The following is a 24,585-nucleotide window of genomic DNA, read 5'->3' as shown; positions in this document are numbered from 1 at the left end:
CTCCTCTCGGAAAATAGTAGCGTACATCTGCTGCTTCTACAAGTATATAATTGTCAGAAAATTATATCAATATCCTTACCAATCTGAGCGTTGCATTTCTTCTGCGATGACTTGTAAATCATAGGCGTTTATCGATAAAAACTCATAATCATGTCTTTCCATATACTTTTCTACAAGACGTTTCATGTACTTTGGTGAGCCTTCGTTTTCTTCATCGTAAACAAGTAAAATACCATCAGTGTTTTGGATGATGAATTTATCCTTCTCGGTAAATTGCCATGGTGCCTCGTATGGTTTTTTCGTCACGCTTGTATGAAAATCTGCTCCCGCTACAATCATCTGGTACTTTTCCTTTTTAGGATCTTGCCAATTTTTCTCCTGCTCTAAAAATGGCGTAATGACTGCGTATTTCAAATCAGTAAACTCAGCTTTTAAAGCAAGTACTACTTCGGCTGCCCAAGTCTCTACACCCTGTTGTCCACTGATAATAACCCACTCTAAACCTTCATCCAGTAATGTTCGAAGGCGATCCTCTAATGCTTTTTTAATGATGGGAATTCCGGGATGCTTGTCATCGAAAATACCTAGCTCATGGGGTTTGTAGCCCGTAATAATTATTCGCTGTAACAATAGGAAATCCTCCTAAGCCAAGTATCTTTTGTAATTAATTATACAGTAGGGGAAGTATGATTTGAAAACAAGAACAAAGCTTGTCGATGTGGTTTTGAAAAAAAATTCACGGTTTATACAAAAATAGAAGTAGCTTGCTGAACTACAGATCATGAAAAAGAGTACTATTGGTATCTGAATTTGCTATTTGAAATAATAGACGAGGAGGTCATGTTAGCGCAAATACCACCGCTATTGCCTTTACAACGGCAGTTGGAGCGCTTTTTGGGGTGGATTGATTAAGATATGATTTAAAGGCTGTATTTTATACATAACTGGGGATAGTTTTAGTATTGGTATTTATTATAAAGAAGAGCATCTTGATAACAGAATGCTCCTCTTTTTCGATGCTATCTACACTGTTTCTTTCACGAATCTTATTGCTCCTTTAAAATGCACAGATTACAAGAATTGTTGCCACTGTTGCACAAACCCCGAGAAACCACCATGTGTCTGTGAAATCCGTTTCAGTTTCATTATTCATTCAAAGTGTCTCCTTTTGTTTAATCTGCCCATCTAGGGACCAATTCGTCCACATTCTAAGCACAGTTTCAAACGGTCCTCGTTTAAATCGCTTTAGATAATAAACGCTAAACACGCATTGTAAGCTATAGAGTACAATGCCGAACACAACGCCCCAAAATACACCTAATTTTCCGTATAGCCCGAGTCCGTATCCGTAAAATATAGATGTACAAATAATGGTTTGCATTAAATAATTCGTCATCGACAGTTTCCCAACACTTTCAAAAACATGTGAAAGTAGTTGTACTGGTCTAGTGGTGAATAGTAGCGCTGCTAAATAAAGGTAACCAACTGATAATAGTAGAGAGCCACCCATAAGCAATATGTTAGAAAAATTACTGTCTATAAAACTTGTTGCTTTACATAAAAGACCAATAGGTACAAGTAATGCCCCGAACATGTACCCTTTCTGTTCGTGTTGCATATTTTCAAAGCTACGATTTTTCGCGAGTCCCATGCCGAATAGAAACAACGGTGCAATAAACAAAGGGGCTAATGCGAACATAATTAACAAGAAAATCGGATCATCGAAACCAGGAGGCATTACATGTAAACGAAAATCAAAAATATCTTGATAATTACCATTGGCATAAACAGCATCTGCTTTTTCAATATAAGCATTTGTTTCACGTTGCTCTTTCGCCGATAACTCTGCAGAACCAAAAGCTAGAGCAGTAGAAAGTACAAATAACACAGCGCTCCAAATAAATAGTGTCTTTGCTTTACGATTAATAAAAGGAATTAAAAACAGTGTCATAAAGCCATAAGACAATAAAATATCACCGTCCCATAAAAACGTTGCGTGGAGCCAACCAATTGCAATTAGCCCTAATGCCCGACGTATAATCGACCATCGACTCTTGTTTTTCTTCTTACGGATAGATTCTTTTAATTTAATAAGGGAATAGCCAAATAAAATAGTGAAGATGGGCATAGAGGAGCCTTCAATAAAGACTTTTACGAAGTACAGAGCACCTGTATCAAGTGTTGATAAATTTTTTAATTCATCCTTTCCATACATTCCGAACTGAAAAATAAGTAAATTAGCAAGCAAAATTCCGAGTAAACTAAATCCGCGCATACCATCAATAAAAGAAACTCGCTTTGTTGTCATTGCGTTTTATCTCCTTAATTGGTTAACTTATACATAGTATAGTTGATTAACCTTATAGAAAAATAATGATTACCTTAAAATAATCTTAAAAGTGGGTGACTAGATGCAAAATGCATCGATATTGGTGTTAGAGGATGAACGTGCAATTGCAGAGATGCTAGAGATTATTTTACGAAAAGAAGGCTTTTCGAACATTAAACTATGTGAGAGTGTTCATGAAGCGAAGCTTGCAATAAAAGAAGAAACAATGGATTTTTATTTGCTAGACATTATGTTGCCGGATGGCAATGGGCTTGATGTTGCCAAACATATTCGAGCGCAAAGTGATGCACCTATTTTCTTTCTAACAGCAAAAGCGAGTGATGCGGATAAGTTAAGAGGATTTATGAATGGTGCAGATGATTATATTACGAAGCCGTTTAATCCGTTAGAGTTAGTTGCCAGAGTGAAAGCGCAACTAACACGATATATGAAGAAAAATGATGTGCAAAAGGACACTCTATATAAGTTTAGTCGTTTTACATTTAACGTTGATGCGGCAGAATTAATAGTTGATGGTGTGAAGGATATTATCGGTGGACGATTATTTCATTTGTTGAAATATTTATGTGAGAACGCAGGTCAAGTGTTATCGAAAGAACAAATTTACGAGCGTGTTTGGGGAGATTATATATTCGATGATAATACGGTAATGGTTCATATACGTAAGTTACGTGAGAAAATTGAGGAAGATCCAAGTAAGCCAACCCATATAATAACGGTGAGAGGGATTGGTTATAAGTTCGTTGGTGATAACCGGTGATGAAGCCATCTAGAAGATTAACACTACGTTTTATCTCTTATTTCACAGTGTTTTACTTACTAATAATTATAGGTTTTATTGTAAGCTTGTTATTTTTCGCGTTCTTCATCAATGATCAAGTGGGTGACAATATCCATGTCATGACTGCATATGAAATCGAAGAAAATGCTGTGGAAATGGATGGGCAGTCTGTACAGATTGCCGATTATCTCGTAAAGCGTGCAGGGGAAAATTTAGGGCAGTTGTATTTGTTCAATAAATCCATGAAGGTGTTGGATTATACAGGTGATAATTGTGACCTCTGTGAAATGACAGATAGTGAGATTCTGACACTAGAACGTTCAGGTATGCATACATGGAAACTACCAAAATATTATTTACTATTTTTGCCGAATTCGCCTGTGCATCCTCTATTTGACGAAACTCTTGAGTTTTGGCAAGGTGAGGGAGAGCTACCGTCAGCGTTTGTTCTGCGTTTAGCTGAGAATAAGGCTGCTGTAGAAATATATGATGAGCATTGGAAGCGTGTAAATGTAATTGGTGAAGAGTATAAGTTACTGTATAAACCAGATTTGTTAGAAGAGCATTACGATATTTTTGAACATAAAGAACTTATACAAAGTGCAACCCTAAAAGACGGCTCTACACTTGTTGTACGAATGCCGAATCCGTCGTATAAACCATTTGAAGAACCATTTAATAAAGCAATGATTTTATTTGTTGCGGTATTTTTTGGTGGACATATTATTTTATTAATTGGAGTCATTTTTTTATCATTAGGAATTTCACGTCAATTTGTACGTCCACTTGTGTATGTTTTGTCTCGCATTGAACGATTTGCGCAATTTGATTATCGAAAAGTAATCGATAAAAAATTACACCATCAAAAGACTGGGAAATTAAAACGGAAGTTCAAGTTATTCCAACCAGTCGATGAATCACTCAATCATTTATCGGATCGTCTTGCCTTCAATGAGCGACAAATTCAGAAGTCAGAGCAATTACGAGAAGAGTGGATTACTGGATTGTCGCATGATTTAAAGACACCTCTTAGTTCTATTTATGGTTATTCAACGATGCTAGCCTCTGTAGAATATGAATGGACTTGTGAAGAAATGCGAGCATTTGCTAAAACCATGCAAGAAAAAGCGACGTATATGGATGCACTTATTCAAGATTTAACGTATACGTATCAGCTGAAAAATAAAGCGATACAGCTAGAAAAAGTACCGTTAACTCTTGCTACATGGTTATCACAGCTTGCTGATGAGCAGGTGAGTGTGCAAGTGTACGGGGATGTCTTGCTTGAAGCGGATGAGCTTTTATTAAAGCGTATAATGGATAATTTAATTACCAATGCAAAAAAATATACGGTAACAGGCACAAAAGTAAGTATAGAAGCGCAAAATATAGAACAAGGCATCATGCTAACAATTGCTGATAAAGGACCAGGAATTCCTCAAGATGAGCTGGATAACCTGTTTGAACGCTATTATCGAGGGACCAATACAACAGATGATATAACTGGTACTGGGCTAGGTTTGGCCATTACAAAACAGTTAATAGATTTGCATGACGGTACGATAGATGTGCAGTCAGGTGCAAACGGTACCGTCTTTTTCTTGATTTTCCATGCTAAATAAAATAGTTAGGTGTAAAAAAGCAATCCTTGTCTTAAGTAGACGAGGATTGCTTTTTTGCATGGGTTATCTTTTTGTATGTTGCTCAGAAGGTTGTTCGATTTTCATGTAGTGCCATAAAGAATTGGCGATGTCGCGTGCCTCTGCTGCGTGCTCGGTATCAGCAAATGCTTTTCGGAATGGCGTTAGAATGGATTCTACAATAAATAACTTAGGGTGTTCTTGTTGTAATTCTTCTAATAAGAAGGTTGCATATTCTAAGCCGGCAGTTGGTTCGCTCGTTGTTAAACCTTTTGTAAATCCTTCTAGTTGTTCAAGGACAACTTCTTTACTTACAGTGCGTGAATGTAAGACATTTTGAATAGAAGTAATCATGTCGACGCTGATTAAAATATCTTTTGATTTAAGCATAGCAGGAATAATTGCTTGTATATTACGTAATGCGACACTTACAACAGTTTCAGGGTCGATATACTTGTAACCTGAAAATAAAACTACGCGGAAAGTGTGATTAATCATGCCAAATGTTTGTACTGCGCACTCATAACTTATTGGACTAACTTCTTCGCCGAATACTTGTACAAAACGATTAGCTAACCATTCTAGCTCCTGCAAATGATGGTTAAGGACAATTTTCTTTAGTTCATTATCATGTGAATGGAAAATTGATTCATAAATCGGTATTAGATTGTGTTCACGATTGACGTGGATAAGCACAGCAATTTGTTGAGTCAATACTTGTAAATCGGTCGGGTCCTTACCATAAATAAGTTCGTGCCTACGTAAACTCGCTTCCTCACGACCCTCGTCTAAAATGGCGATTAGGCAATCGCTTTTAGAGGTGAAGTGATTATAAAAAGTGCCTTTAGAAATTTCTGCAGCACTAATAATGTCAATAATGGATGTTTCTATATAGCCTTTTTCAATGAATAGCTTACGGGCTGAAGTGATTATTTGTCGTTTTCTTTTGTTCATAACCTCACCTTTTTAATGTTATTATACTCTTATTCTATAATGAAAACGCTTATATATCAACGATTATAGTTAATCAGAACTTTATCATTGAAAAAAATAGACTATGAGTATAAAATTAGTTTTATCATAATTTACAAGACAGAATAGAGGGAAACAAATGAATAATGCATCAACAATGAAAAAGCCCCCGTATGGCATGATCGCCATTCTGTTCGTGGGAGCTTTTGTTGCTTTCTTAAATAATACATTATTAAATGTTGCTTTACCGACGATTATGACAGACTTCGGTATTGATTATGCAACAGTACAATGGCTTGCAACAGGTTATATGCTTGTAAGTGGTATTCTCGTACCTGCATCAGCCTTTTTCGTGACACGTTTTAAAAATAAACACTTATTTATTGCGGCGATGTCGATTTTTACGATCGGTACAATAATGGCTGGCTTCGCGCCAAGCTTTGAAGTGCTATTAGCAGGACGTATGGTGCAAGCAGTAGGGGCTTCAAGTATGTCGCCACTACTAATGAATATTATGCTAATCAGCTTCCCGAAAGAAAAACGCGGGACTGCAATGGGGATTTTCGGTTTAGTAATGTTTGCTGCACCAGCAATTGGTCCTACATTATCAGGGTGGATTGTAGAACATTATGACTGGCGTATGCTATTCCAAATGATTATTCCGTTCGCCATTATTAGTGTAGTGTTCGGTATTTGGAAATTAGAAAACGTGATGGAAACACGCGATGTACGCTTAGACTTCCCATCATTACTTTTATCAACAGTAGCATTTGGTAGTATTTTATATGGATTCAGTACAGCAGGTAGTAAAGGTTGGTCTGACCCAATTGTTTATGGCACGATTATAGTAGGAAGCATTGCTTTAATTCTCTTCGTTGTGAAGCAATTACGTATGGATGAGCCATTATTAGAATTACGCATTTATAAATATCCAATGTTTGCGTTAGCTTCTATTATTTCGACTATTGTTTCTATGGCGATGTTCTCAGGGATGATTTTAACGCCAGCTTACGTTCAAACCGTTCGTGGTATTGAACCATTTGAAGCAGGTTTAATGATGCTTCCAGGAGCACTTGTAATGGGGTTCATGTCACCGATTACTGGTAAATTATTCGATAAAACTGGTCCACGTATGTTAGCGATTTTTGGCTTGAGTGTTACAACGATTTCCACATTTGGCTTAACACAATTACAAATAGATTCAAGTTACACATACATCATTTCAATGTATACACTTCGTATGTTTGGTTTATCGATGGTTATGATGCCAATTATGACGAACGGATTAAATCAATTACCACAAATCATGAATCCACACGGTACCGCAGTTAACAATACAGTTCAACAAGTAGCGGGAGCCATTGGTAGTGCGGTCATGGTAACGATTATGAATAATCGTACAAAATCAAGTGCAGAGGTACTTATAGCTGAAGCACAAGAAAAAGCAGCGCAATCAGGTGTAAAGCTAAGTGCAGAGGAAATGGCACAAATGAAAGAACAAATTATGCAGTCTGCATTATTAGATGGCATTAACCATTCATTCTTCATTGCAGCAATGATTACAGTTCTTGCCCTTGTCTTAGCTCTTTTCTTAAAACGAGTAAAAGTAGAAAGTGCTGCAGCTTCAATGGATTTGAAAAAACCAACAAAATAATAGCAAATTTAAAAGCGAGAAGTCACCTAAATTAGGTAGCTTCTCGCTTTATTTGTATTAAGTATCTTTTTTAAATAAAGCTCCTGGCCAAAACGCATATTTACCGAGGACGGTTGTAATAGCTGGTACGAGTAAAGGGCGGACGATGAATGTATCTAGTAGTACACCTATGGCCGTAACAACTCCGAATTGCACGAGTACTTGGATAGGGAGTGTGGCAAGGACCGCGAAAGTTCCGGCTAAAATAAGTCCAGCAGATGTAATCACACTACCTGTACGAACAACACCTTCTTTGACTGCCGATAGATGATCTTTCGTTTTACGCTTCTTCCAAATCTCTGAAATCATGAAAATATTATAATCTTCACCAAGTGCAACGAGGAACACGAACGCATACAGTGGAATAGCACCTTGAATTGCCTCTGCGCCCATAAAGTAATGTAAAATGATCCAGCCCGCGCCGAGCGCCCCAAAGTAAGAGATAACAACTGTCGCTAGTAAATAAACAGTCGCTGTTACTGAGCGTAAGTATACAAATAATAAGAGGGCAATTAATGCGATCATTGTGGGCATAATGACTGATTCATCGCGTTCAGTGACTTGTTTTGTATCATACTGATTGGCTGTTTCGCCGCCAATCCATACATGCTCACTTGCGTTGTTTACACCTGCATCTTCAAGCATCCTCACAGTTTCATCCTTAAGTTCAGGAATATGTTCTAGAGATTCTTTTGCATAAGGGTTCGTATTTAATATTATTTCATAGAGCTGAATCGAATCATTTTTCTCACCAATTTGTACATCATCAACATGGTCGATATACGGTAGTGATGCTAGTTGTACCTGTAAATTAACATCGACATCATCAACATCAACAACGAGTTGTACAGGCGCAAGTTCACCTGGTGAGAAATTTTCTTCTATTAATGTAAAGCCTTCACGAGAGGGCATATCTTTTGGGAAAGAAGATAATAAGTCGAATGTATATTGAATACGTGGTACAAATGCAGCTAAACCACCAAGTAAAAGTACAGTCACGGCAATGACAATCCATGGCTTTTGTGTCACGAAATATCCGATTTTATGACTTACTTTATGGCTCGGCTTATGTTGTTTTTTGCCTTGGCTATGAGCCATTTCTTCCGTTCTTGGTGTGAATGGATAAAATGCTACGCGTCCAATGATGACTAAAATAGCAGGGAGTACGACAAGAGCGGCAATCCCCATGATCAGGACACCAAAGCTAAATGGTACAGCGAAACGTTGGAAGGCACCATAATGGGCGAGACTAAGTGTTGCAAGTCCGATGACCACAGTAAGTGCACTCATTAAAATTGCGCCACCTGATTCTTTTACAGCAATCCTCATTGCAGCTGTTTTATCTTCGACTTCGAATAAAACTTCACGGTATTTCGAAATTAAAAATAAACAATAATCTGTTCCTGCACCAAAGAGTAGAACCGTCATAATCGACACAGCCTGGGAGTCTTTATCAATCCACCCTTGTTCGGCAAAGAATCCTAACGTTGGACTAATAAGCCCGTACGCAAGACCAACGACAATTAGTGGAATAATGGCAAGTAACGGTGAGCGATAAATGATGATCAGTAAAACAAGAACAAGAATCACCGTCGCGATTAATAATTTCACATCTGCTTGCGAGAATAAGCTCACTGCATCAGTTGCAATGCCGACAGGTCCAGAATAACGGACATGAAGCACATCACTTGCTAAATCTTTGTCTAATTGAACATCATGTGTCCCCATAATTTTCTTTAGATCATCTAGGCTTTCTTGCAGTACATCTGTTGCAACGCCTTTTTCAAAGAAGATAGGCGTCACTAAAGTGGAGCCGTTTTCTGATGTGGCAGCTTGTAATGCTTGTGGTGGCATTAAGTCATACGGTGGTATAAGAGATTGATTGTTTAATGGTTTTACCTTTAACTCACCGTACAACTTTTGAATGGCTGAAAAATCATCGGTTGTTAGACCATTTTCACGGTGCCAAACGAGTAGAAGGGGTGTTCCAGAATCGTTTGGAAATTGATCTTTAATAATGGCAGCTGCTTGCTCGGACATTTCTGTTTCTGGCAAGTTTTTTCCTGACTCACTTTCAATACTATTAATTTGTGGCCAAGCAAAAGATAGAACGACAACAAGTAATACCCAAAAGGCAAGGGCGATGAAACGCCCTTTTTTACTTGCTACCATTGAGCCCCACTGTTCGAGCGGATGCTTTTTCATTTAATAAAACCTCCAATTCATGTAAGTGTCTATAATTATATATACCGGAAGGTTAATTAATCAAATGGGAAATTACATTATGATATAATATGACTAAATAGAACAAGATATGAGGAGGAGAACTTGTTGAAAAAATCACCTCGTGTTCTCGGAAGACCTCGCCATGATGAAAAGGCAAAGCCAACACAAGAGGTCGTGCTGTTGACTGCTACTAATCTTTTTATAAAAAAGGGCTATAAAAATGTGTCGATGGATGATGTGGCGAAAGCTTGTAATGTGACTAAAGCAACGATCTACTACTATTACCCTAAAAAGGCAGACTTGTACACTTCAGCATTAGTGGGAATGATGGAAAGAATTCGATTTCATGTTGAGCAAATTTTAAATTTATCCAAACCATTTAAAGAACGACTGGAGCAATTAGTCGAAGTGCATTTATCTGCAACAGTGGATATTGATATGAAAAATTTTATGCGCGAAGCAACGATTCATCTCTCAGAATCACAATTGGAAAAGGTACATGCTTCAGAGAATGCCATGTATGAAACGGTCGAACGATCAATGCAACTTGAAATGGAGAAGGGAACAATTCGTCAAGGTAATGCACAATTTTTTGCACATTCATTTATGGCATTGATGTCAGTTGGTTACTTTAAAGATGGCGAGGGAACAAGCCTATTCCAAACGTCGAAGGAAGCTGCGAAGGAAATTACAGAATTCTTTTGGCAATCTATTCAAAAATAAAATTCAGTCCATGGTATTTAAGTAGTATCTATTAAGAAATATAGAAAATGAATTTTCACATAAGTAATAGCAGGGATTGTTTATTAGTGTATATTTTAGTTGATAAAATATGTTTATATAATTCCGTTTTTCAACTTAATAGGAATAATTAGGTAAGTGTACATCGAAAATAGTTTACAATTAAACGAATCTTTTAAAATAATGTCGAAATCGTGAATTAGTTAATTGAAATAATGTACAAACAGCCTTATAATTAAAGACGTAATGTCACCCGGACGAGATAAGGATGGAATTGTGATGCGTTTCAAGCAAAATAGAGTTAACATCGTAATTACAAATAATCATATTTGTAATCCGGCCCTTGTGACTGGTGAGTGTGTAAGATATAAGCTGTAACGACTGTTAAGATGAACGCTTAATGGTCTTTTTTTACATGTAGGCAATATAAAAAATAGCAACAGTGATGGCAAAGGAGAGTTTAAAATGTCAGAAACGAAAAACCAACCACAGACTGAACAATTAACTGTTAGTCAAGAGCAATTAGATGTACTAGACCAACTATTAAAGCCTGAGGTTCAAGAATCTCTAAATACTTTAGTAGAGCAATTACCAAAGTTAACTGAAATGATGACGTTATTAACAAAATCATATGAGTTTGCTCAATTAGTTGCAACGGATGAAGTATTAAAAAATGATACGGTTAGTGCGGTATCAGAAATGGCTGGTCCAGTAGTAGGCACAGCTAAAAATTTAGCGGCTACTGCTATCGAGGCAAAAGATCGTGCAGCGGAAAGCCAAGAATCAATTGGTTTATTTGGTCTTATGAAAATGTTAAAAGACCCACAAGTTCAAGGCGCTTTCCGCTTTGTAAATGCATTTTTACAAGTAAATGCTGAACGTAATTCAAAATAAGATCCAAGATATATTCAATTAGTAAGGACGGAGGATTAATTAATCATGTCAAAAGAAATCGTCATCTTAGGTGCTGGTTACGCTGGTGTATTAGCTGCATTAACAGCTCGTAAATATTTATCAGCCGATGAAGCAAAAATTACTTTAGTAAACCAATATCCTACACACCAAATCATCACAGAGCTTCACCGTTTAGCTGGTGGTACTATCGCTGAAGGTGCTGTTGCACTACCACTAAATAAAATCTTCAAAGGTCTAGATGTAGAGTTACAAATTGCGAAAGTAACAAAATTCAACGTAGATACTAAAAAGGTAGACTTAGATACTGGCTATACATTATCTTATGACACTTTAGTTGTTGCTTTAGGAAGCCAAACTGGTTTCTTCGGTATCCCAGGATTAGAAGAAAACTCAATGGTACTTAAATCAGTACATGATGCAAACAAAATCTACAAACACATCGAAGACCGTATCAAAGCATACGCACAGTCTAAAGACGAAGCAGATGCAACGATCGTTATCGGCGGTGGCGGTTTAACAGGTACTGAGCTTGTTGGTGAAATCGTGGACAACTTCCCGAAAGTTGCTGCGAAACACGGCGTAAACTTTGCTGACCTTAAAATTAAACTTGTTGAAGCTGGTCCGAAAATCTTACCAGTACTACCAGATACACTTATCACACGTGCTACTGAAAGCTTAACAAAACGTGGCGTTGAATTCATTACAGGTACACCTGTAACTGGTGTTGAGGGCAATGTAATTTCTCTTAAAGACCGTGAACCAATCGTTGCAAACACATTAATCTGGACTGGTGGGGTAGCTCCACTTCCAATGGTTGGTGAATCTGGCCTTGCTGCAGACCGCGGTAAAGCAACAATCAACGAATTCCTACAATCTACATCTCACCCTGATGTATTTGTTCTTGGCGATAGCTCTGTAGCATTACCAGCAGACGGAGGACGTCCACTTTACGCACCAACTGCACAAGTTGCATGGCAAATGGGCGAATGTGCTGGTTACAACTTATTCGCACAATACAAAAACCAAGATATGAAAGAATTCTCAGCTATCAATTCTGGTACTCTTGCAAGCTTAGGCCGTAAAGATGCTGTTGCTACTGTTGGAGGAAACAACATTGAACTTAAAGGTCTTCCTGCAACATTAATGAAAGAAGCGTCAAACATTCGCTATATGACACACATCAAAGCTCTATTCGGCTTAGCATATTAATCATTAGTATTCAAAATGTCCTCGAGAATATTGAGGGAACTGAATAAGTCAGAAATTTAATTTAAGCAGTGGAAAGTTCGATTCAAACGAACTTTCCACTGCTTTTTGTTTGTGTTCAATTGATATTTTATCAAGTCATAAAAAGAATCAGTTTAAGATTACTTTCGCTAACATGGAGCAGATATGGAAATAGTAGTGATGGACATGGATTCAAACTTTAAAACAGCATTCACTATACAGTAGGTGGACTTGATATTGTAGAAGAGGGTTTTATTTATTAAATAGGAGCATAATAGTTTTTATTATATACTACTAAAATGGTCGGGTTTACTTCGTTGACACATTCCGATAAAAAAGTTATTATGGTTACATAAAGTAACTAATATACAGAAAGTAATCTATAATCTTTTGATAGGATTCTTTCATTTGAAAGTTACTAGAATAATTAAGTTCACATTATTGACACATTATAATAAATAGGTTATTATAGTTACATAAAGTAACTAATATCCGAAAAGTTACTGAGGTGTATTAATGTAATGTAGTAGGTTCAAAGAGAATACAAGATGGATTAAGAAGTATTTATAAAACTCAATGCGGTTATTGGGTACATAACAATTATGTTTTTATAAAGGAGAAATTATAATGAAAAAACTTGATGGAAAAGTAGCAATTATTACAGGTGGCGCAGGCGGTATCGGTATGGGAATGGCAACTGCCTTTGTAAAAGAAGGAGCAACAGTTGTAATTGTGGACTTAAATGCAGAAGTAGGAAATGAATCTATTAAAACATTACAAGCACATTCACCAGAATCTATGTTTATTCAAGCAAACCTTGCAGAACATGAAAAACTAGGAAACATTGTAACACAAGTTATCGAGAGATACGGCAAACTAGATATTCTAGTAAACAATGCACATGCATCAAGAATGAATTCGATTGCTGATACAACACAAGCAGATTTCGATTTATCATTTAATACTGGATTCTATCCAACATTCTACTTAATGCAAGCTGCACTACCATATTTAAAAGAATCAAAAGGAAATATCATCAACTTCGCTTCAGGTGCTGGCATTAACGGTGATGTTAACCAAGCATCTTATGCAGTTGCAAAAGAAGCAATTCGTGGAATTACACGTGTAGCAGCGAATGAATTTGGTCCATTTGGGATCAACGTAAACATCATTGCACCAATCGCTAAATCACCAGGTATGATTCAGTGGGCAGAAGAAAATCCAGAATATTACCAAGGAATGCTTTCTAAAATTCCTCTAAGAAGATTAGGTGAAATTGAAGATGATATCGGTCGCGTTGCAGTATTCTTAGCAAGCGAAGATTCGGCTTATATTACGGGGCAAACAATCATGGTAGACGGCGGATCAATTAAATTACGCTAATCATATATAAAAGGGTGCCTTTTCGTTAAAGGGCATCCAAATTATAAATCATTATCTATCTAACTAAAAAACTAACACCATTTTGAATAAGTAAAATGGTCAACAAATAAACATTGAATCGAGGAGTTCATCATGACTCAACAAAAGAAAAAAATCCACTATGCATGGTGGTTATTATTAGGCGTAGCACTTATGGTCGGCTTAGCAAAAGGCGGAATCATGACTGCAGGTGGGTTGTTTTTAACACCAGTTACAGAAGATTTAGGAATTGGGATGGGAAGCTTAACATTATACTTTAGTATTTCCTCCATTGTCACAATGATTTTCTTACCAATCGCGGGTAAAATAATGGCGAAATACGATATTAGAATTATTTTAGTAACAGCAATGGTCCTTCAAGCTGGTGGCTTTGCTATGTTCGGCTTAATGAACTCTGTATGGGGTTGGTACTTATTCTGTATCCCAATGTCAATTGGTTCGATTTTTATCACACAAATCGCTGGTCCAGTATTAATCAATAACTGGTTTAAAAAGCATAACGGTTTAGCTATGGGTATTATGGTAGCTTCAGGTGGTATTTTCGGTGCAATCCTTCAACCAATGGCTGGTAACTTAATCGCCAACGAAGGTTGGAGAATTACGTATTTCGCATTAGGTTTAGGTGTAATGGCAGTTGTTGTACCAGTCATTTTATTAACAATTCGTATGGCACCTCAACAAAAAGGTTTACAACCATTAGGTAGTGATGAAGTACAAGCAAACAATACAGCTTCTTCTCAACAACAAGAAGTGACAGGTGTTACTGCTGCTGTAGCAAAAAAATCTAGCGCATTTTACGCATTACTAGCATTCTTCTTCTTTATCACAGCAATTAGTAGTTTCGGTCAACACGTTGCGCCATTCGCAATGGGCTTAGGTTACGATATTAAATTTGCTGGTTCTGCAATGGGCGGTTGGCAATTCGGTGTATTAATCGGTGCCCTTGCTTTCGGTATTTTAAGCGATAAGATTGGTGCGAAAAACACAGCCATCTTCGCAATGGTATTAGGTTTAGTGCCAGTTGTTATTCTTTTAACGGTTCCGGAGAACGCATTAATGTTCAACTTAGCTATTGGTATTTATGGATTTGTAGTAGCATCTTTAGGAACATTAGTACCACTTTTAACATCAGCTTTATTCGGTCTTAAAGATTACGCTCAAATCTATGCTACTGCTGCTCTTGGTTTAGCAATCGCAGGTATTGTTGCATTACCTGGTTATGGCTATGTGTTCGAACTTACAGGTAATTATACATTAGTACTATACGCAATCGCTGCAATGTTAGTAATCAATGTAGTATTAGTATTCGTAGCATTTAAAGGTAAAAAGAAATTAGAAAAAGCAGGTTTATGGAAGTAATTATTTTATGAGATTATTTTAACACAACATAGAATAGTATAAACTGTTCAACTGTGAAAATTCGTTGACACTTTGTACTATAACATATTTATCTGTTATAACACAACTGATGCCTCCTCCTTTATTACTTGTATTAGTAATAAGGGAGGAGCATCTTTTTTCTTTTCAGCACAGTTAAAGCGGCGTGTCGAATTCTAACATCTGTTTTTGAATAATATTTTTACTTCCTGTTTAAATGTGAAATAAGAAGACTGGCAACTACTATTAGTAGAACTGTTGCCGAAAAAACAACAAGTCTGATGCCAAACGTTTGCGATAAGATACCTACACCTAATGTAAGTACTAGTATGCCAAAAGATTCAGCGATGCTGTAAATACTCGTGAACCTACCTAATATGTTAATAGGAATATTTTGTTGAACATATGTTAAAAATCCGGTATTGGCAAATGAAAAAGCAAAGGTGAGTACAAAAAATCCAATGGCAGCCCACGTAAAAGTATGTGAGATGGAAAAAATGAGATATCCGATGGCTGTAAATAATGTGCCGTAACCAATCATATATTTGAGTTTAAATTTATGGCTAAATAGACTATTAACAATTGCCCCTGTAAAAGCGCCAACTCCAGCAACGCTTACAAGCAACCCATACATGGATGTAGATAAATTCAATACAATCGTAGCAAATGAAACTTCTAAAGAATCGATAGCTGTCGTCAATATAATGACATTACAAAAAAGTAAATAAAGTAACACGAGATGTATATGTTTTTTTGAGAAATGGTAAACGATATGCCAGTCCGCTTTTATAATGGACCAGCTCAAACTTGTCTTCACGGGTTCATTAGTCATCATATTGGGGAGCCGTGAGATAAGCATGGATGAACATACTAATGCGACACTGTTAAAAAGAATTGCTGTGGTAGGCGTTCCGATGAAAAATAAGACACCAGCTATACTTGGACCTACTATAAAACCAGCAGTCTGAATAAAATTTTTAAGCGCGTTAAATCTTTGTTGCTCATCTGTTGGAACAAGCCTTGTCATATATACAAGTGAAGATGTTGCGAAAGTGGCGTTAGCTATATGAATAAAAAAAGAAAGACAATAAATTGTAACTAGTGAGGAGCTAAAGAATAGGCATACGACTAAAACTGCTCTTGAAAGATCCAATGCTATTAACAGCTTACGTTGATTTAAACGATCAACTAAACTTCCTGCCCACAAGCTTGTGGTGATTGTAGCAATCGGTGCTAAAATATAAAGCACAATCACAGCTAGTGGCGATTGCGTAAGGTTTAACACTAATAAATTCAATGCTATGAAATACACCCATTCCCCAACATTAGCAACTCCAATACTACTAAGTAAAAGCACCTTTTTCCGCGTCATAAAATTCCTCCATTCCAATATTCAAAATGAAAAAAATCTCACCCCCAAGACGAGTTGTCTTAGGGACGAGATTGTGAATTTTACGCTCACGTGGTGCCACCCTAGTTCGTTATTATGTCGCCATAATAACCTTTTTAAGTACTGCATAAATGCTTATACTGTAACTCTGTAACGGGAGTTCCCGTCGCACCATCATCCGTTTAAGGAGTCCAATACGCTACTCCGAGACTTGTTTCAATAATGCGTTCTTACTCGTTTTCAGCAACTCGAGCTCTCTGGAAAGAACAACCTTATTTACTCTTCTCTTCAATGTATTTCAGATAGTTTAACACAAATCCAGAAAAATACAATCTAACAGTTGTTGAATGCAAAATTGACGATGTGATTGAGCAAAAGTGGCTGCTAAAAAAAGCTAGGTCACAAAAATGGTGACTTAGCGTAATTATATTTTATAGATAATGATTAGAAAGAGAGCTATAGCAATAGTCATAAAAGTAAAGTGAGCTAAAGAGGTTTTAATCTGGTAACGTTTATAGTCATAAAGTGAACGTAGAAGGATGAATAAGAAATAGTATAAGCCAAGTAGACCAAAATGTACTGTACCATAAATATTAATAATAGCCATACCACCCAGTGTCATTAAAGCTGTTGGAAGCGATGAAGTTTTTCGTGAAGGCTGCTCATCGTCCTTTTTACTAAAGTAACGACGCCCAATTTTAGCTATAATAATGAAGAGCGCAACTAGAAGTAAAATGCCAAGAAAGCGTAATCCTTTAAAGTGTTCTTGTACGGCTGCATTTAATTTGCCTGCATAATAAAATTGACCACTGGATTCATCTAAGACATAAGCTCCTGAATCTCCCATTATTATTTTAAAATACTTACTTTGTCCGTTATCATATTGAACGAATAAATGGTCTGCATTTTGAGTTGAAAAATTCAGCTCTGGATTTTTTGCAGGTACAAGATCTTGAAGGAGTTCTTCAAGTTGAATAAGCCATTTAGCATTGTCATTATGTCGTGTAGATAATAGGAAAAAAGATTGTAAATTATACGTTTTGTCTGCATCTCCATCTTTTAAAGCTATGGAACCAATAATGTGAACAGCTTCATCCGTTTCGGCAGATTGCGGTGGTAAAGTCATAGACGATAGGCTACTAATGAGCAAAATAATGGCGAGTGTAGTGACGATACTAAGGACAGCGTAGTATTGACGCATTTCTTTTTTTTGTGTTGTCTTTATTTGCTGATTGATTAGTTGCTTTGTTTGAGATTTAGCTTCCTCAGAACGTTCGATATTCAGCATTTGTTCAAATTGCTTGTCAAACATAGTCTACCTCTCCCTCCAATAAACGTTGTAGCTGCTCAACACCTCTAGCTGTATCGTTTTTTACCTTTACCTCGGAACAACCCAGAATTTTCGCCGTTTCTTTAATGGAATAGCCTTCGATTTTGCGCAAAATAATTGCTTCGCGATAAGCAAATTTCAATTTTTGTATCGCTATATATAATGCCTTCGTTTCTTCATCAGCTAAAAGCCACTCGTGGGGCACGTAAGTTTTTTCCTCACGTTCATGTTTCTTCGTAAATGGAATAAAGGATAAAATTCGCTGTCGTTTGTAGTAATCATAGACGATATTTCGTGCGATTTTCCTCAACCAGGTCAGCTCAGTCGCTTCACCTCGGAAATGTTGAATATTTTTGTGACATCGTATGTATGTTTCTTGTGTCAGATCTTCTGCTGTTTCAGGGTGACTGACCATTAGTAATATAAATTTATAAATGCTCGTACTATATAATTCATACAATTCCTCTGTTCGCAGATTCATCTTGCTCACCTCTTTCATCTATAGACGACTCACTGGAAGTTTTGACTCAAAAATTTTTAGAGTTATTCCGATAAAATCCAAAAGTAGGGTGCTAAATTCGTGGAGTTGGTCGATAAATCTCGAAAGTGTACGGATATATGAATTTCATACTCCGTGTAACACCTTTTTGAAAGAAAATAAATTACCATTTATATTATAATATTACTATATCAGGGAGGTGTGGTTGTATGAAGGCTGTTGTCATTCACGAATTTGGTACACCATCAGTTTTAGAATATGTTGAATGCGCAAAACCGAATATATCAGCAGGAGAACTACTAATTCATGCAAAATATACGAGTGTAAATTTTGCAGATGTCAAAAATCGAACAGGGAATAAGGCAAAGGGGAATTTCCCGATGATACTCGGTTTAGACGCGGCAGGGGTGGTTGAGGAAGTATTTGATGAGACTAGTGCTTTTAAGAAGGGGGATCGCGTAATAGCATTTCCTAAAAACGGTTCTTATGCGGAATATGTCATAGCCAATGAGCAATTAGTATTTAAAATCCCTCATGATTTATCTTTTGAAAAAGCTGCTGCGATCCCAACTGTTTCTTTTTTAGCGTATATCCTCACACATAAAGTTATGAAAGTAAGCGAAGCAGATGCGGTTTTAATTCATGCGGCATCTGGTGGTGTAGGAACAATGCTTGTACAAATGGCAAAACAACTTGGTGCAAAAAAAATCATCGGTGTTGTTGGCAATATGGACAAGGCTAACATCGTTTATGAGCTCGGAGCAGACACTGTATTGACGTACGATAACTTTAGCCAACAGGTGAATGAATATACAGATGGTTATGGAGTAGATATTGTTTTTGATTCGATTGCGGGAGATGTCACGGAGGAAAGTCTCAACTGCCTAGCTCAATACGGCACACTTGTGCAATTTGGCAACAGTGGCGGGAGAGCTGGTAACATTAAAACCTCAGATTTACATAGTAGTTGTCGCAATGTAAAAGGATTTAGCTTAGGCACGACTAGAAAACTAAAACCTGAAATGCTTCAAACAGTCGCTGGGGAAATTTTTGCGTTGTTGAAAAGTGAAGATCTACAAGTACCAATTGCAAAAACTTATAGATTAGAAGAAATGCAAGAGGCACATAAGTTTATGGAGAGTCGACAACATCAAGGGAAAATACTAATTAAAATATGAAATAAAAAAACTAAGAGAGATGTGAGTGCTATGCAAAGTATCTCTCTTTATTGATGATTTATAGGTTAGTATTTAACAGATGGATAACTTAATTGCTATGATTTCTATCGTTAAATTTCCTTCAGTTTTTCATAAATCCGTCTTTTTCGATATAGCATGATACCTGCTTCAGCAACATCATTTATCATTCCCTTGTTTGCATATGCACCGAAAATCATACCAGCTATCGGAACCATTTGGAAAAGCTTTTTCCAACCAAATTGGTCGCGATACGTGAAAAATACTTCCTGCCAACCTTGTAGCTGAGAAATCATATTTTCAGAGGCATCTTTGTCTTCGTGCATGGAGGAAAGCTCTTTCAATATCGCCTCCTTGCCGACAATATCAGCAGATGCGAATTGTAGGCATTTTACAATGAAAATACGCTCCATTTTATCGTTCGGATCATAGCCATGAATAATCGCAATCTCCTGTAGCGTTTTTAGTGCCATTCCCAATATAACTGGAATATCAATAGCTAATGTAAAGATACCACCAATACCAGTAGAAGCACCTTGTACAGTAGCTAATTTAACGCGATCGTTTTGGAGCTTTCCACTCATCGAAATCATGTCTTCTAATGGCATCTGTCCAATGTCATTAATTGTTTGAATTTCATCATAAGAGGAAGTATCTTTTATTTTCTGAATCATGGCTTTTTCACTGATTAAATATTTTCCACCGGACTGAATGTAGCTCCCTAACTCAGACACCAATAAACCGATTTTATTTTGGATGAAAGCCGGGGTCATTTTATCTAAAATTTTAAAAGGTATGCGACCTAGCTTTTCCCAAAACCACAAGCCTTTTTGATCTTTTTCCCATGTTTGAATTTCTTGTAAATGTACCTCTAATTGTTCTCGAGTTTCCATTTTTTCTATTCCCCTTTATATGAATGCGTATATTCTAAATACGAGAAAAATTATAAAAGGTTTCAAAACTAATTTTTTATTGCAAAACGTTAGCTAGAAGTGCAATCCCTTCTTTAATTTGATTTATCGATAATCCACCATACCCAATAAGTATCATGGCGTATTCAGTTGGGGATTGAAATGATGTTGAGCATGGATAAACTTTAATACCTACTGACAATGCGCGTTGAATTGCCTCTTCCTCAGATAGCCTTTTAGGTAATGTCACAATAATATGTAGTCCGGAACTTTCCCCAATCACTTGAAATTCCTTGGAGAAATGAGTGTTAATTGCGGTTAGAAGTGTCTGTTGTTTTTTGCGATAAATAGTACGCATTTTGGATATATGTTTATCAAGTAATCCTTGTTCAATGAAATCAGCTAGTACGAGCTGATTTACTTTTGAGACAACCGATTTTTGTTCTTGATTAAATAGATTAAATGCTTCAATAAGTGAATTTGGCAAAATTACATAGCTTATGCGAAGAGAGGGAATAAGTATTTTAGAGAACGTACCAAAATAAATAACCCGCTGTAGTTTATCCATATTTGCTAGCGAGGGAATCGGTAAGCCCTTGTAGCGAAATTCTGAATCATAATCATCCTCTATGATGAATGCTTCATTAGAATTAGCCCATTGCAATAGAGCCGCGCGTCTTTTTATAGACATAACCATACCGAGTGGAAACTGATGAGCGGGTGTTGTGTATAATATGTGAATTGTTTCTGTTGGTACAGTGACACCATGGTTATCCACAGGGATGGCATGAGTTGATAAACCGCAATGTTGCAATGTAGCATGTATTCTTGTAAAACCAGGATTCTCTAAGCCAACATGCGTTTGTGATCCGAAAAATTGGCATAGTGTTTGTAACTGACTTTGTGTACCACTATAAATAAATACCTGAGATGCTTCACAATCAACACCTCTTGAACGACCAACATACTCAGCAATTTCTCCACGTAATTTATGTTCGCCTTGCCATGGACTAGTAATTAGATTATCAGCTGAGAAGTGTTTTTTCATAAGTTTGTGCCAAGTTGTAAAGGGGAAAGCTTCTTTATCCACATGACCATTGCTAAAATCAAATTGTATTGGAGTTTTGTTGTTTTTTGTAGCTGGTGCGGACTTCTTCTGTATCAACAGCTGTTGCCATTCAAATTCAAAGGGTGCTACAAAATATCCTGATCGTTCTATACTATAAATATAGCCTTCAGCTAATAGTTGTTCATAGGCCTCTTTAATCGTATGAATACTAACACTTAGCTGATTAGCAAACATACGCTTAGAAGGTAGCTGAGACTGTGCTTGGAGTTTTTTCGTTAGGATTGCATGTTTAATTTGTTCATATATCTGTACATATTTTGGTGATTCATCTGAAAATAATATGAGTATTTCTATTATAATGCACCTCCTGGTATGGTTTGATTTTTAAAAATTGGTTATTTGTATCTTATCAAAAATGAAGTTAAATGGTTGAAAAGGAGTGACAAGAAATGATTTTTACAGCATTAGAAAATGAGATCGTATTATTAAAGCCATTAGAAAAACAAGATGTGGCTGGAATTTTAGCAGCTGGTAGTTATCCAGATATTTGGACTTACTTATCCACAAATCTTAATAATGAAGCGGATGTGCATAATTTTGTGGATAAGGCATTGCAAGAAAAAGCGTTTAATAAAGAATTTCCATTTGTAATTGTGGATAAAAAATCTGGAAAAGTCATAGGTTCTACAAGGTTTATGGATATTGATACACAACACCAACGGCTTGAAATAGGTTATACATGGCTAACACCGGCCTATTGGCGCACAGAAGTGAACACAAACTGTAAATACTTATTATTAAGCTACTGTTTTGACGTGCTCGGTTTACGTCGTGTTCAGATAAAAACAGATCATGAAAATACCCGTTCACAAAAGGCGATTGAACGGATAGGGGCCATAAAGGAAGGTATTCTCCGTAATCATATGATTCGAAAAGATGGCACGACACGCCATACGGTCATGTATAGTGTGATAAAAGAAGATTGGCCGGAAATGAAAACGCATTTGAAAAAGCTTTTGACGTAATGGAGGAACTTAATCTGTGTTTTTAAGGGATGTGTTATTCCAGTAGTGTATGAAAAAGTAATCCAAAAGCATGTGAATAATGCCTTCATTGGTACAGATTTAGCAATCGATTTGTGGGTAAAATAAGAAAAAAAGAATGGTCTTAGTCGACCATTCTTTTTTTATAGAAAAATGCTGTCATCAGCCATGTGAAAAGTGTCCATACGATAATTGTAGCGAATGGAACTATCAAATCAGTTGTTGAATAATTTCCTTCTAAAGATTCAGCTAAAAGTAAAAGTTGGGTACTTGGTAGCCACTCTGCAATTTTTAATACTGGATATGCCTCTGACATTGCAAAGGCAGTAGAACCACCTATGAAAATAAATACAACAGGTAAAATGATTATGGACGCTTCCATTATTGTTTTTGTAAACAACCCACAAAATGTTCCAATTGCAATATAGAAAAATGCTGATAGTAATAATGCAGCCGATAATAATAAAAGATTTGCTGGTTCGTAACCAAGAATATAGATTGTTAGAGCAATTACAGCACTAGATAATACAAAGACTAATGAGCTCTTTCCGATTATAATATCACCAAGTGAAGCGGGGGATAGCATTAAACTACGAAGCGTATTTTTTTCCTTTTCCTCCGCAATTAAACAGCATTGTACATAGGCTGTGACAAGGGAAAAGGCCATGTTAATTAGTAACATCAAGGATTGTAAATTACTTCCCCCCACTTTGTTGTAAGCAAACGCTAAAACAAGCGGTATAAGAGCCATAATGGATACAGCATAGTTTCGAGAAAATTCCTTGAAATCCTTCACAAAAATAGCTTGAATACGTGTCATTGAAATGTTCATACTAAATCACTCCCCGTTATTTGCATAAAAATATCCCCTAAAGTAGGCTCGTTTGTATAAATACGTGCAACCTCATCTGAGCGCATCCAATAAAATAATTTCTGTGCATCCTCGGCACCACTTCGAATTGTTTCGCTCGTACCATTTTGTAGCTCTACCGTTATAGAATTATCGCCGAATTCTTTTTTCAACTGTTTCGGTGCACCCATTGCTCGAATTTTCCCCTGATGTAAGAAGGCAACGCGGTCACATAGTAGTTCGGCTTCGCCCATATCATGTGTCGTTAAAAAAATTGTCGTGCCCATGTCGTTTAATCTACGTAAACCGTTATAAATATGTTGTGTATTCACCGGATCCAGCGCTGAGGTAGGTTCGTCTAAAAATAACAGCTCTGGCTTGTGCATAATTGCGCGAGCAAGTGTAACGCGCTGAAGCATGCCCTTAGACAACTGGCTAATTTTCTTTTTACGTTCGGCATACAAATTAACAAAATCTAAAGCGTCTTTTATGGAAGGATTAGGTAATTCATATAACTGACAATAAAGTTTCAGGTTCTCTTCAATAGAAAGACGTGTATATAAGCCACTATTATCTGTTAAAATACCAAAACGTTTACGATTATCACTTTGTTTCATTTCGCTAGCAGCGCGTCCAAATAATGAAACATCGCCTGAAGTTTTTTCTGTTTGTGCTGTTAAAATTTTAATAGTAGTTGTTTTGCCAGAGCCACTAGGACCTAGGAATCCAAAAATTTCTCCTTTTTTAATAGAGAATGAAACATCTTGTAAGGCAACTTCCTTGTTAAAAGCTTTTTTCAAATGTTGAACATCAATGACTGTCTCCATGTGTAAACCTCCTGAGTGTTGTTGATGTCTTCACTTTAAAGCACATTTGAAAAGGCTACATTAGATTTCGGCTGAAAGGATGAAAATTGGCGCTTAGTGGAGATATATCCCTCTGACAGGAGTCGT

At 36.7% G+C, this 24,585-nt stretch carries 21 protein-coding genes and 1 other annotated feature; of the genes, 10 read left to right on the top strand and 11 right to left on the bottom strand.

What is annotated here, in order from left to right; genetic code table 11:
- Nucleotides 1-75: 75 nt before the first annotated feature.
- Both ACIQ2D_RS13335 and ACIQ2D_RS13330 read right to left on the bottom strand, forming a co-directional pair.
- Nucleotides 76-630 (bottom strand): SLOG family protein, encoded by a 555-nt coding sequence (locus ACIQ2D_RS13335; RefSeq protein WP_402864770.1) that lies wholly within the window; start codon nucleotides 628-630, stop codon nucleotides 76-78.
- A gap of 523 nt (nucleotides 631-1,153) precedes the next feature.
- Entirely contained in the window at nucleotides 1,154-2,308 is a 1,155-nt protein-coding gene (locus ACIQ2D_RS13330; protein WP_402864768.1) for a DUF418 domain-containing protein, read from the bottom strand.
- A 103-nt stretch (nucleotides 2,309-2,411) separates the two neighbouring features.
- On the opposite strand from ACIQ2D_RS13330, the gene ACIQ2D_RS13325 reads away from it, so the two are divergent.
- Both ACIQ2D_RS13325 and ACIQ2D_RS13320 read left to right on the top strand, forming a co-directional pair.
- A complete protein-coding gene (locus tag ACIQ2D_RS13325; RefSeq protein ID WP_402864766.1) occupies nucleotides 2,412-3,110 on the top strand; it encodes a response regulator transcription factor in 699 nt (232 codons plus the stop codon).
- A complete protein-coding gene (locus ACIQ2D_RS13320; RefSeq protein ID WP_402864820.1) occupies nucleotides 3,110-4,753 on the top strand; it encodes a sensor histidine kinase in 1,644 nt (547 codons plus the stop codon). Before ACIQ2D_RS13325 ends, ACIQ2D_RS13320 begins: the two co-directional genes overlap by 1 nt.
- A 63-nt stretch (nucleotides 4,754-4,816) precedes the next feature.
- Here the strand turns inward: ACIQ2D_RS13320 and ACIQ2D_RS13315 are convergent, their stop codons facing one another.
- Nucleotides 4,817-5,725, bottom strand: a complete 909-nt coding sequence (locus ACIQ2D_RS13315) for a TetR/AcrR family transcriptional regulator (RefSeq protein WP_402864764.1) — start codon at nucleotides 5,723-5,725, stop codon at nucleotides 4,817-4,819.
- A 157-nt stretch (nucleotides 5,726-5,882) separates the two neighbouring features.
- On the opposite strand from ACIQ2D_RS13315, the gene ACIQ2D_RS13310 reads away from it, so the two are divergent.
- Nucleotides 5,883-7,397, top strand: coding sequence for a DHA2 family efflux MFS transporter permease subunit (locus ACIQ2D_RS13310; protein ID WP_402864762.1), 1,515 nt, complete (start codon nucleotides 5,883-5,885; stop codon nucleotides 7,395-7,397).
- A 57-nt stretch (nucleotides 7,398-7,454) separates the two neighbouring features.
- Here ACIQ2D_RS13310 and ACIQ2D_RS13305 read toward each other — a convergent pair whose 3' ends face one another.
- A complete protein-coding gene (locus tag ACIQ2D_RS13305; RefSeq protein WP_402864760.1) occupies nucleotides 7,455-9,641 on the bottom strand; it encodes an MMPL family transporter in 2,187 nt (728 codons plus the stop codon).
- A 126-nt stretch (nucleotides 9,642-9,767) separates the two neighbouring features.
- On the opposite strand from ACIQ2D_RS13305, the gene ACIQ2D_RS13300 reads away from it, so the two are divergent.
- The 5 genes from ACIQ2D_RS13300 (at nucleotide 9,768) to ACIQ2D_RS13280 (ending at nucleotide 15,326) form a co-directional block, all read left to right on the top strand.
- Nucleotides 9,768-10,385 carry a TetR/AcrR family transcriptional regulator gene (locus ACIQ2D_RS13300; RefSeq protein WP_402864758.1) on the top strand — a complete coding sequence of 206 codons (618 nt, stop codon included), beginning with the start codon at nucleotides 9,768-9,770 and terminating at the stop codon, nucleotides 10,383-10,385.
- 483 nt (nucleotides 10,386-10,868) lie between these two features.
- Nucleotides 10,869-11,297, top strand: coding sequence for a DUF1641 domain-containing protein (locus tag ACIQ2D_RS13295; protein WP_402864756.1), 429 nt, complete (start codon nucleotides 10,869-10,871; stop codon nucleotides 11,295-11,297).
- Nucleotides 11,298-11,342: 45 nt separating this feature from the next.
- Nucleotides 11,343-12,527 (top strand): NAD(P)/FAD-dependent oxidoreductase, encoded by a 1,185-nt coding sequence (locus ACIQ2D_RS13290; RefSeq protein WP_402864754.1) that lies wholly within the window; start codon nucleotides 11,343-11,345, stop codon nucleotides 12,525-12,527.
- 645 nt (nucleotides 12,528-13,172) lie between these two features.
- Nucleotides 13,173-13,928 carry an SDR family NAD(P)-dependent oxidoreductase gene (locus ACIQ2D_RS13285; RefSeq protein ID WP_402864752.1) on the top strand — a complete coding sequence of 252 codons (756 nt, stop codon included), beginning with the start codon at nucleotides 13,173-13,175 and terminating at the stop codon, nucleotides 13,926-13,928.
- Between the two features lie 132 nt (nucleotides 13,929-14,060).
- Entirely contained in the window at nucleotides 14,061-15,326 is a 1,266-nt protein-coding gene (locus ACIQ2D_RS13280; RefSeq protein ID WP_402864750.1) for an MFS transporter, read from the top strand.
- A 220-nt stretch (nucleotides 15,327-15,546) separates the two neighbouring features.
- Here ACIQ2D_RS13280 and ACIQ2D_RS13275 read toward each other — a convergent pair whose 3' ends face one another.
- The 3 genes from ACIQ2D_RS13275 to ACIQ2D_RS13265 all read right to left on the bottom strand — a co-directional run bounded on the left by ACIQ2D_RS13275 (nucleotide 15,547) and on the right by ACIQ2D_RS13265 (nucleotide 18,545).
- Nucleotides 15,547-16,716 carry an MFS transporter gene (locus tag ACIQ2D_RS13275; RefSeq protein ID WP_402864748.1) on the bottom strand — a complete coding sequence of 390 codons (1,170 nt, stop codon included), beginning with the start codon at nucleotides 16,714-16,716 and terminating at the stop codon, nucleotides 15,547-15,549.
- 58 nt (nucleotides 16,717-16,774) lie between these two features.
- Nucleotides 16,775-17,035: a binding site (T-box leader), on the bottom strand.
- Nucleotides 17,036-17,158: 123 nt separating this feature from the next.
- Nucleotides 17,159-18,046 carry a hypothetical protein gene (locus tag ACIQ2D_RS13270; RefSeq protein ID WP_402864746.1) on the bottom strand — a complete coding sequence of 296 codons (888 nt, stop codon included), beginning with the start codon at nucleotides 18,044-18,046 and terminating at the stop codon, nucleotides 17,159-17,161.
- Nucleotides 18,039-18,545: an RNA polymerase sigma factor gene (locus tag ACIQ2D_RS13265; protein ID WP_402864744.1), complete on the bottom strand. Its 507-nt coding sequence runs from the start codon at nucleotides 18,543-18,545 to the stop codon at nucleotides 18,039-18,041. The genes ACIQ2D_RS13270 and ACIQ2D_RS13265 overlap by 8 nt, the downstream gene beginning before the upstream one ends.
- Before the next feature lie 227 nt (nucleotides 18,546-18,772).
- On the opposite strand from ACIQ2D_RS13265, the gene ACIQ2D_RS13260 reads away from it, so the two are divergent.
- On the top strand, nucleotides 18,773-19,741 hold the full coding sequence (locus tag ACIQ2D_RS13260) for a quinone oxidoreductase family protein (RefSeq protein WP_402864742.1): 969 nt from the start codon (nucleotides 18,773-18,775) through the stop codon (nucleotides 19,739-19,741).
- A gap of 110 nt (nucleotides 19,742-19,851) precedes the next feature.
- Here ACIQ2D_RS13260 and ACIQ2D_RS13255 read toward each other — a convergent pair whose 3' ends face one another.
- On the bottom strand, nucleotides 19,852-20,652 hold the full coding sequence (locus ACIQ2D_RS13255; protein ID WP_402864740.1) for an EcsC family protein: 801 nt from the start codon (nucleotides 20,650-20,652) through the stop codon (nucleotides 19,852-19,854).
- A gap of 76 nt (nucleotides 20,653-20,728) precedes the next feature.
- Nucleotides 20,729-22,045 carry a MocR-like pyridoxine biosynthesis transcription factor PdxR gene (pdxR, locus tag ACIQ2D_RS13250; RefSeq protein WP_402864818.1) on the bottom strand — a complete coding sequence of 439 codons (1,317 nt, stop codon included), beginning with the start codon at nucleotides 22,043-22,045 and terminating at the stop codon, nucleotides 20,729-20,731.
- A 143-nt stretch (nucleotides 22,046-22,188) separates the two neighbouring features.
- Here pdxR and ACIQ2D_RS13245 point away from each other — a divergent pair, with 143 nt between their 5' ends.
- Complete coding sequence (locus ACIQ2D_RS13245) at nucleotides 22,189-22,764, top strand: GNAT family N-acetyltransferase (RefSeq protein WP_402864738.1); 576 nt, start codon at nucleotides 22,189-22,191, stop codon at nucleotides 22,762-22,764.
- A gap of 142 nt (nucleotides 22,765-22,906) precedes the next feature.
- Here the strand turns inward: ACIQ2D_RS13245 and ACIQ2D_RS13240 are convergent, their stop codons facing one another.
- Nucleotides 22,907-23,614 carry an ABC transporter permease gene (locus ACIQ2D_RS13240; protein WP_402864736.1) on the bottom strand — a complete coding sequence of 236 codons (708 nt, stop codon included), beginning with the start codon at nucleotides 23,612-23,614 and terminating at the stop codon, nucleotides 22,907-22,909.
- On the bottom strand, nucleotides 23,611-24,459 hold the full coding sequence (locus ACIQ2D_RS13235; RefSeq protein WP_402864734.1) for an ABC transporter ATP-binding protein: 849 nt from the start codon (nucleotides 24,457-24,459) through the stop codon (nucleotides 23,611-23,613). Before ACIQ2D_RS13235 ends, ACIQ2D_RS13240 begins: the two co-directional genes overlap by 4 nt.
- Nucleotides 24,460-24,585 lie beyond the last annotated feature (126 nt).

The sequence above is a fragment of the Lysinibacillus sp. NPDC097287 genome (genome assembly GCF_044761695.1).
GTDB lineage: Bacteria > Bacillota > Bacilli > Bacillales_A > Planococcaceae > Lysinibacillus.
This window is presented reverse-complemented; position numbering and strand designations above follow the sequence as displayed.

What these genes read in the sequence shown, in the direction of transcription:
- ACIQ2D_RS13330 (WP_402864768.1), bottom strand. Translation starts at nt 2,308, where the DNA reads ATGACAACAAAGCGAGTTTCTTTTATTGATGGTATGCGCGGATTTAGT.
- ACIQ2D_RS13325 (WP_402864766.1), top strand. Translation starts at nt 2,412, where the DNA reads ATGCAAAATGCATCGATATTGGTGTTAGAGGATGAACGTGCAATTGCA.
- ACIQ2D_RS13320 (WP_402864820.1), top strand. Translation starts at nt 3,110, where the DNA reads ATGAAGCCATCTAGAAGATTAACACTACGTTTTATCTCTTATTTCACA.
- ACIQ2D_RS13315 (WP_402864764.1), bottom strand. Translation starts at nt 5,725, where the DNA reads ATGAACAAAAGAAAACGACAAATAATCACTTCAGCCCGTAAGCTATTC.
- ACIQ2D_RS13310 (WP_402864762.1), top strand. Translation starts at nt 5,883, where the DNA reads ATGAATAATGCATCAACAATGAAAAAGCCCCCGTATGGCATGATCGCC.
- ACIQ2D_RS13305 (WP_402864760.1), bottom strand. Translation starts at nt 9,641, where the DNA reads ATGAAAAAGCATCCGCTCGAACAGTGGGGCTCAATGGTAGCAAGTAAA.
- ACIQ2D_RS13295 (WP_402864756.1), top strand. Translation starts at nt 10,869, where the DNA reads ATGTCAGAAACGAAAAACCAACCACAGACTGAACAATTAACTGTTAGT.
- ACIQ2D_RS13290 (WP_402864754.1), top strand. Translation starts at nt 11,343, where the DNA reads ATGTCAAAAGAAATCGTCATCTTAGGTGCTGGTTACGCTGGTGTATTA.
- ACIQ2D_RS13285 (WP_402864752.1), top strand. Translation starts at nt 13,173, where the DNA reads ATGAAAAAACTTGATGGAAAAGTAGCAATTATTACAGGTGGCGCAGGC.
- ACIQ2D_RS13280 (WP_402864750.1), top strand. Translation starts at nt 14,061, where the DNA reads ATGACTCAACAAAAGAAAAAAATCCACTATGCATGGTGGTTATTATTA.
- ACIQ2D_RS13275 (WP_402864748.1), bottom strand. Translation starts at nt 16,716, where the DNA reads ATGACGCGGAAAAAGGTGCTTTTACTTAGTAGTATTGGAGTTGCTAAT.
- ACIQ2D_RS13270 (WP_402864746.1), bottom strand. Translation starts at nt 18,046, where the DNA reads ATGTTTGACAAGCAATTTGAACAAATGCTGAATATCGAACGTTCTGAG.
- ACIQ2D_RS13265 (WP_402864744.1), bottom strand. Translation starts at nt 18,545, where the DNA reads ATGAATCTGCGAACAGAGGAATTGTATGAATTATATAGTACGAGCATT.
- ACIQ2D_RS13260 (WP_402864742.1), top strand. Translation starts at nt 18,773, where the DNA reads ATGAAGGCTGTTGTCATTCACGAATTTGGTACACCATCAGTTTTAGAA.
- ACIQ2D_RS13255 (WP_402864740.1), bottom strand. Translation starts at nt 20,652, where the DNA reads ATGGAAACTCGAGAACAATTAGAGGTACATTTACAAGAAATTCAAACA.
- ACIQ2D_RS13245 (WP_402864738.1), top strand. Translation starts at nt 22,189, where the DNA reads ATGATTTTTACAGCATTAGAAAATGAGATCGTATTATTAAAGCCATTA.
- ACIQ2D_RS13240 (WP_402864736.1), bottom strand. Translation starts at nt 23,614, where the DNA reads ATGAACATTTCAATGACACGTATTCAAGCTATTTTTGTGAAGGATTTC.
- ACIQ2D_RS13235 (WP_402864734.1), bottom strand. Translation starts at nt 24,459, where the DNA reads ATGGAGACAGTCATTGATGTTCAACATTTGAAAAAAGCTTTTAACAAG.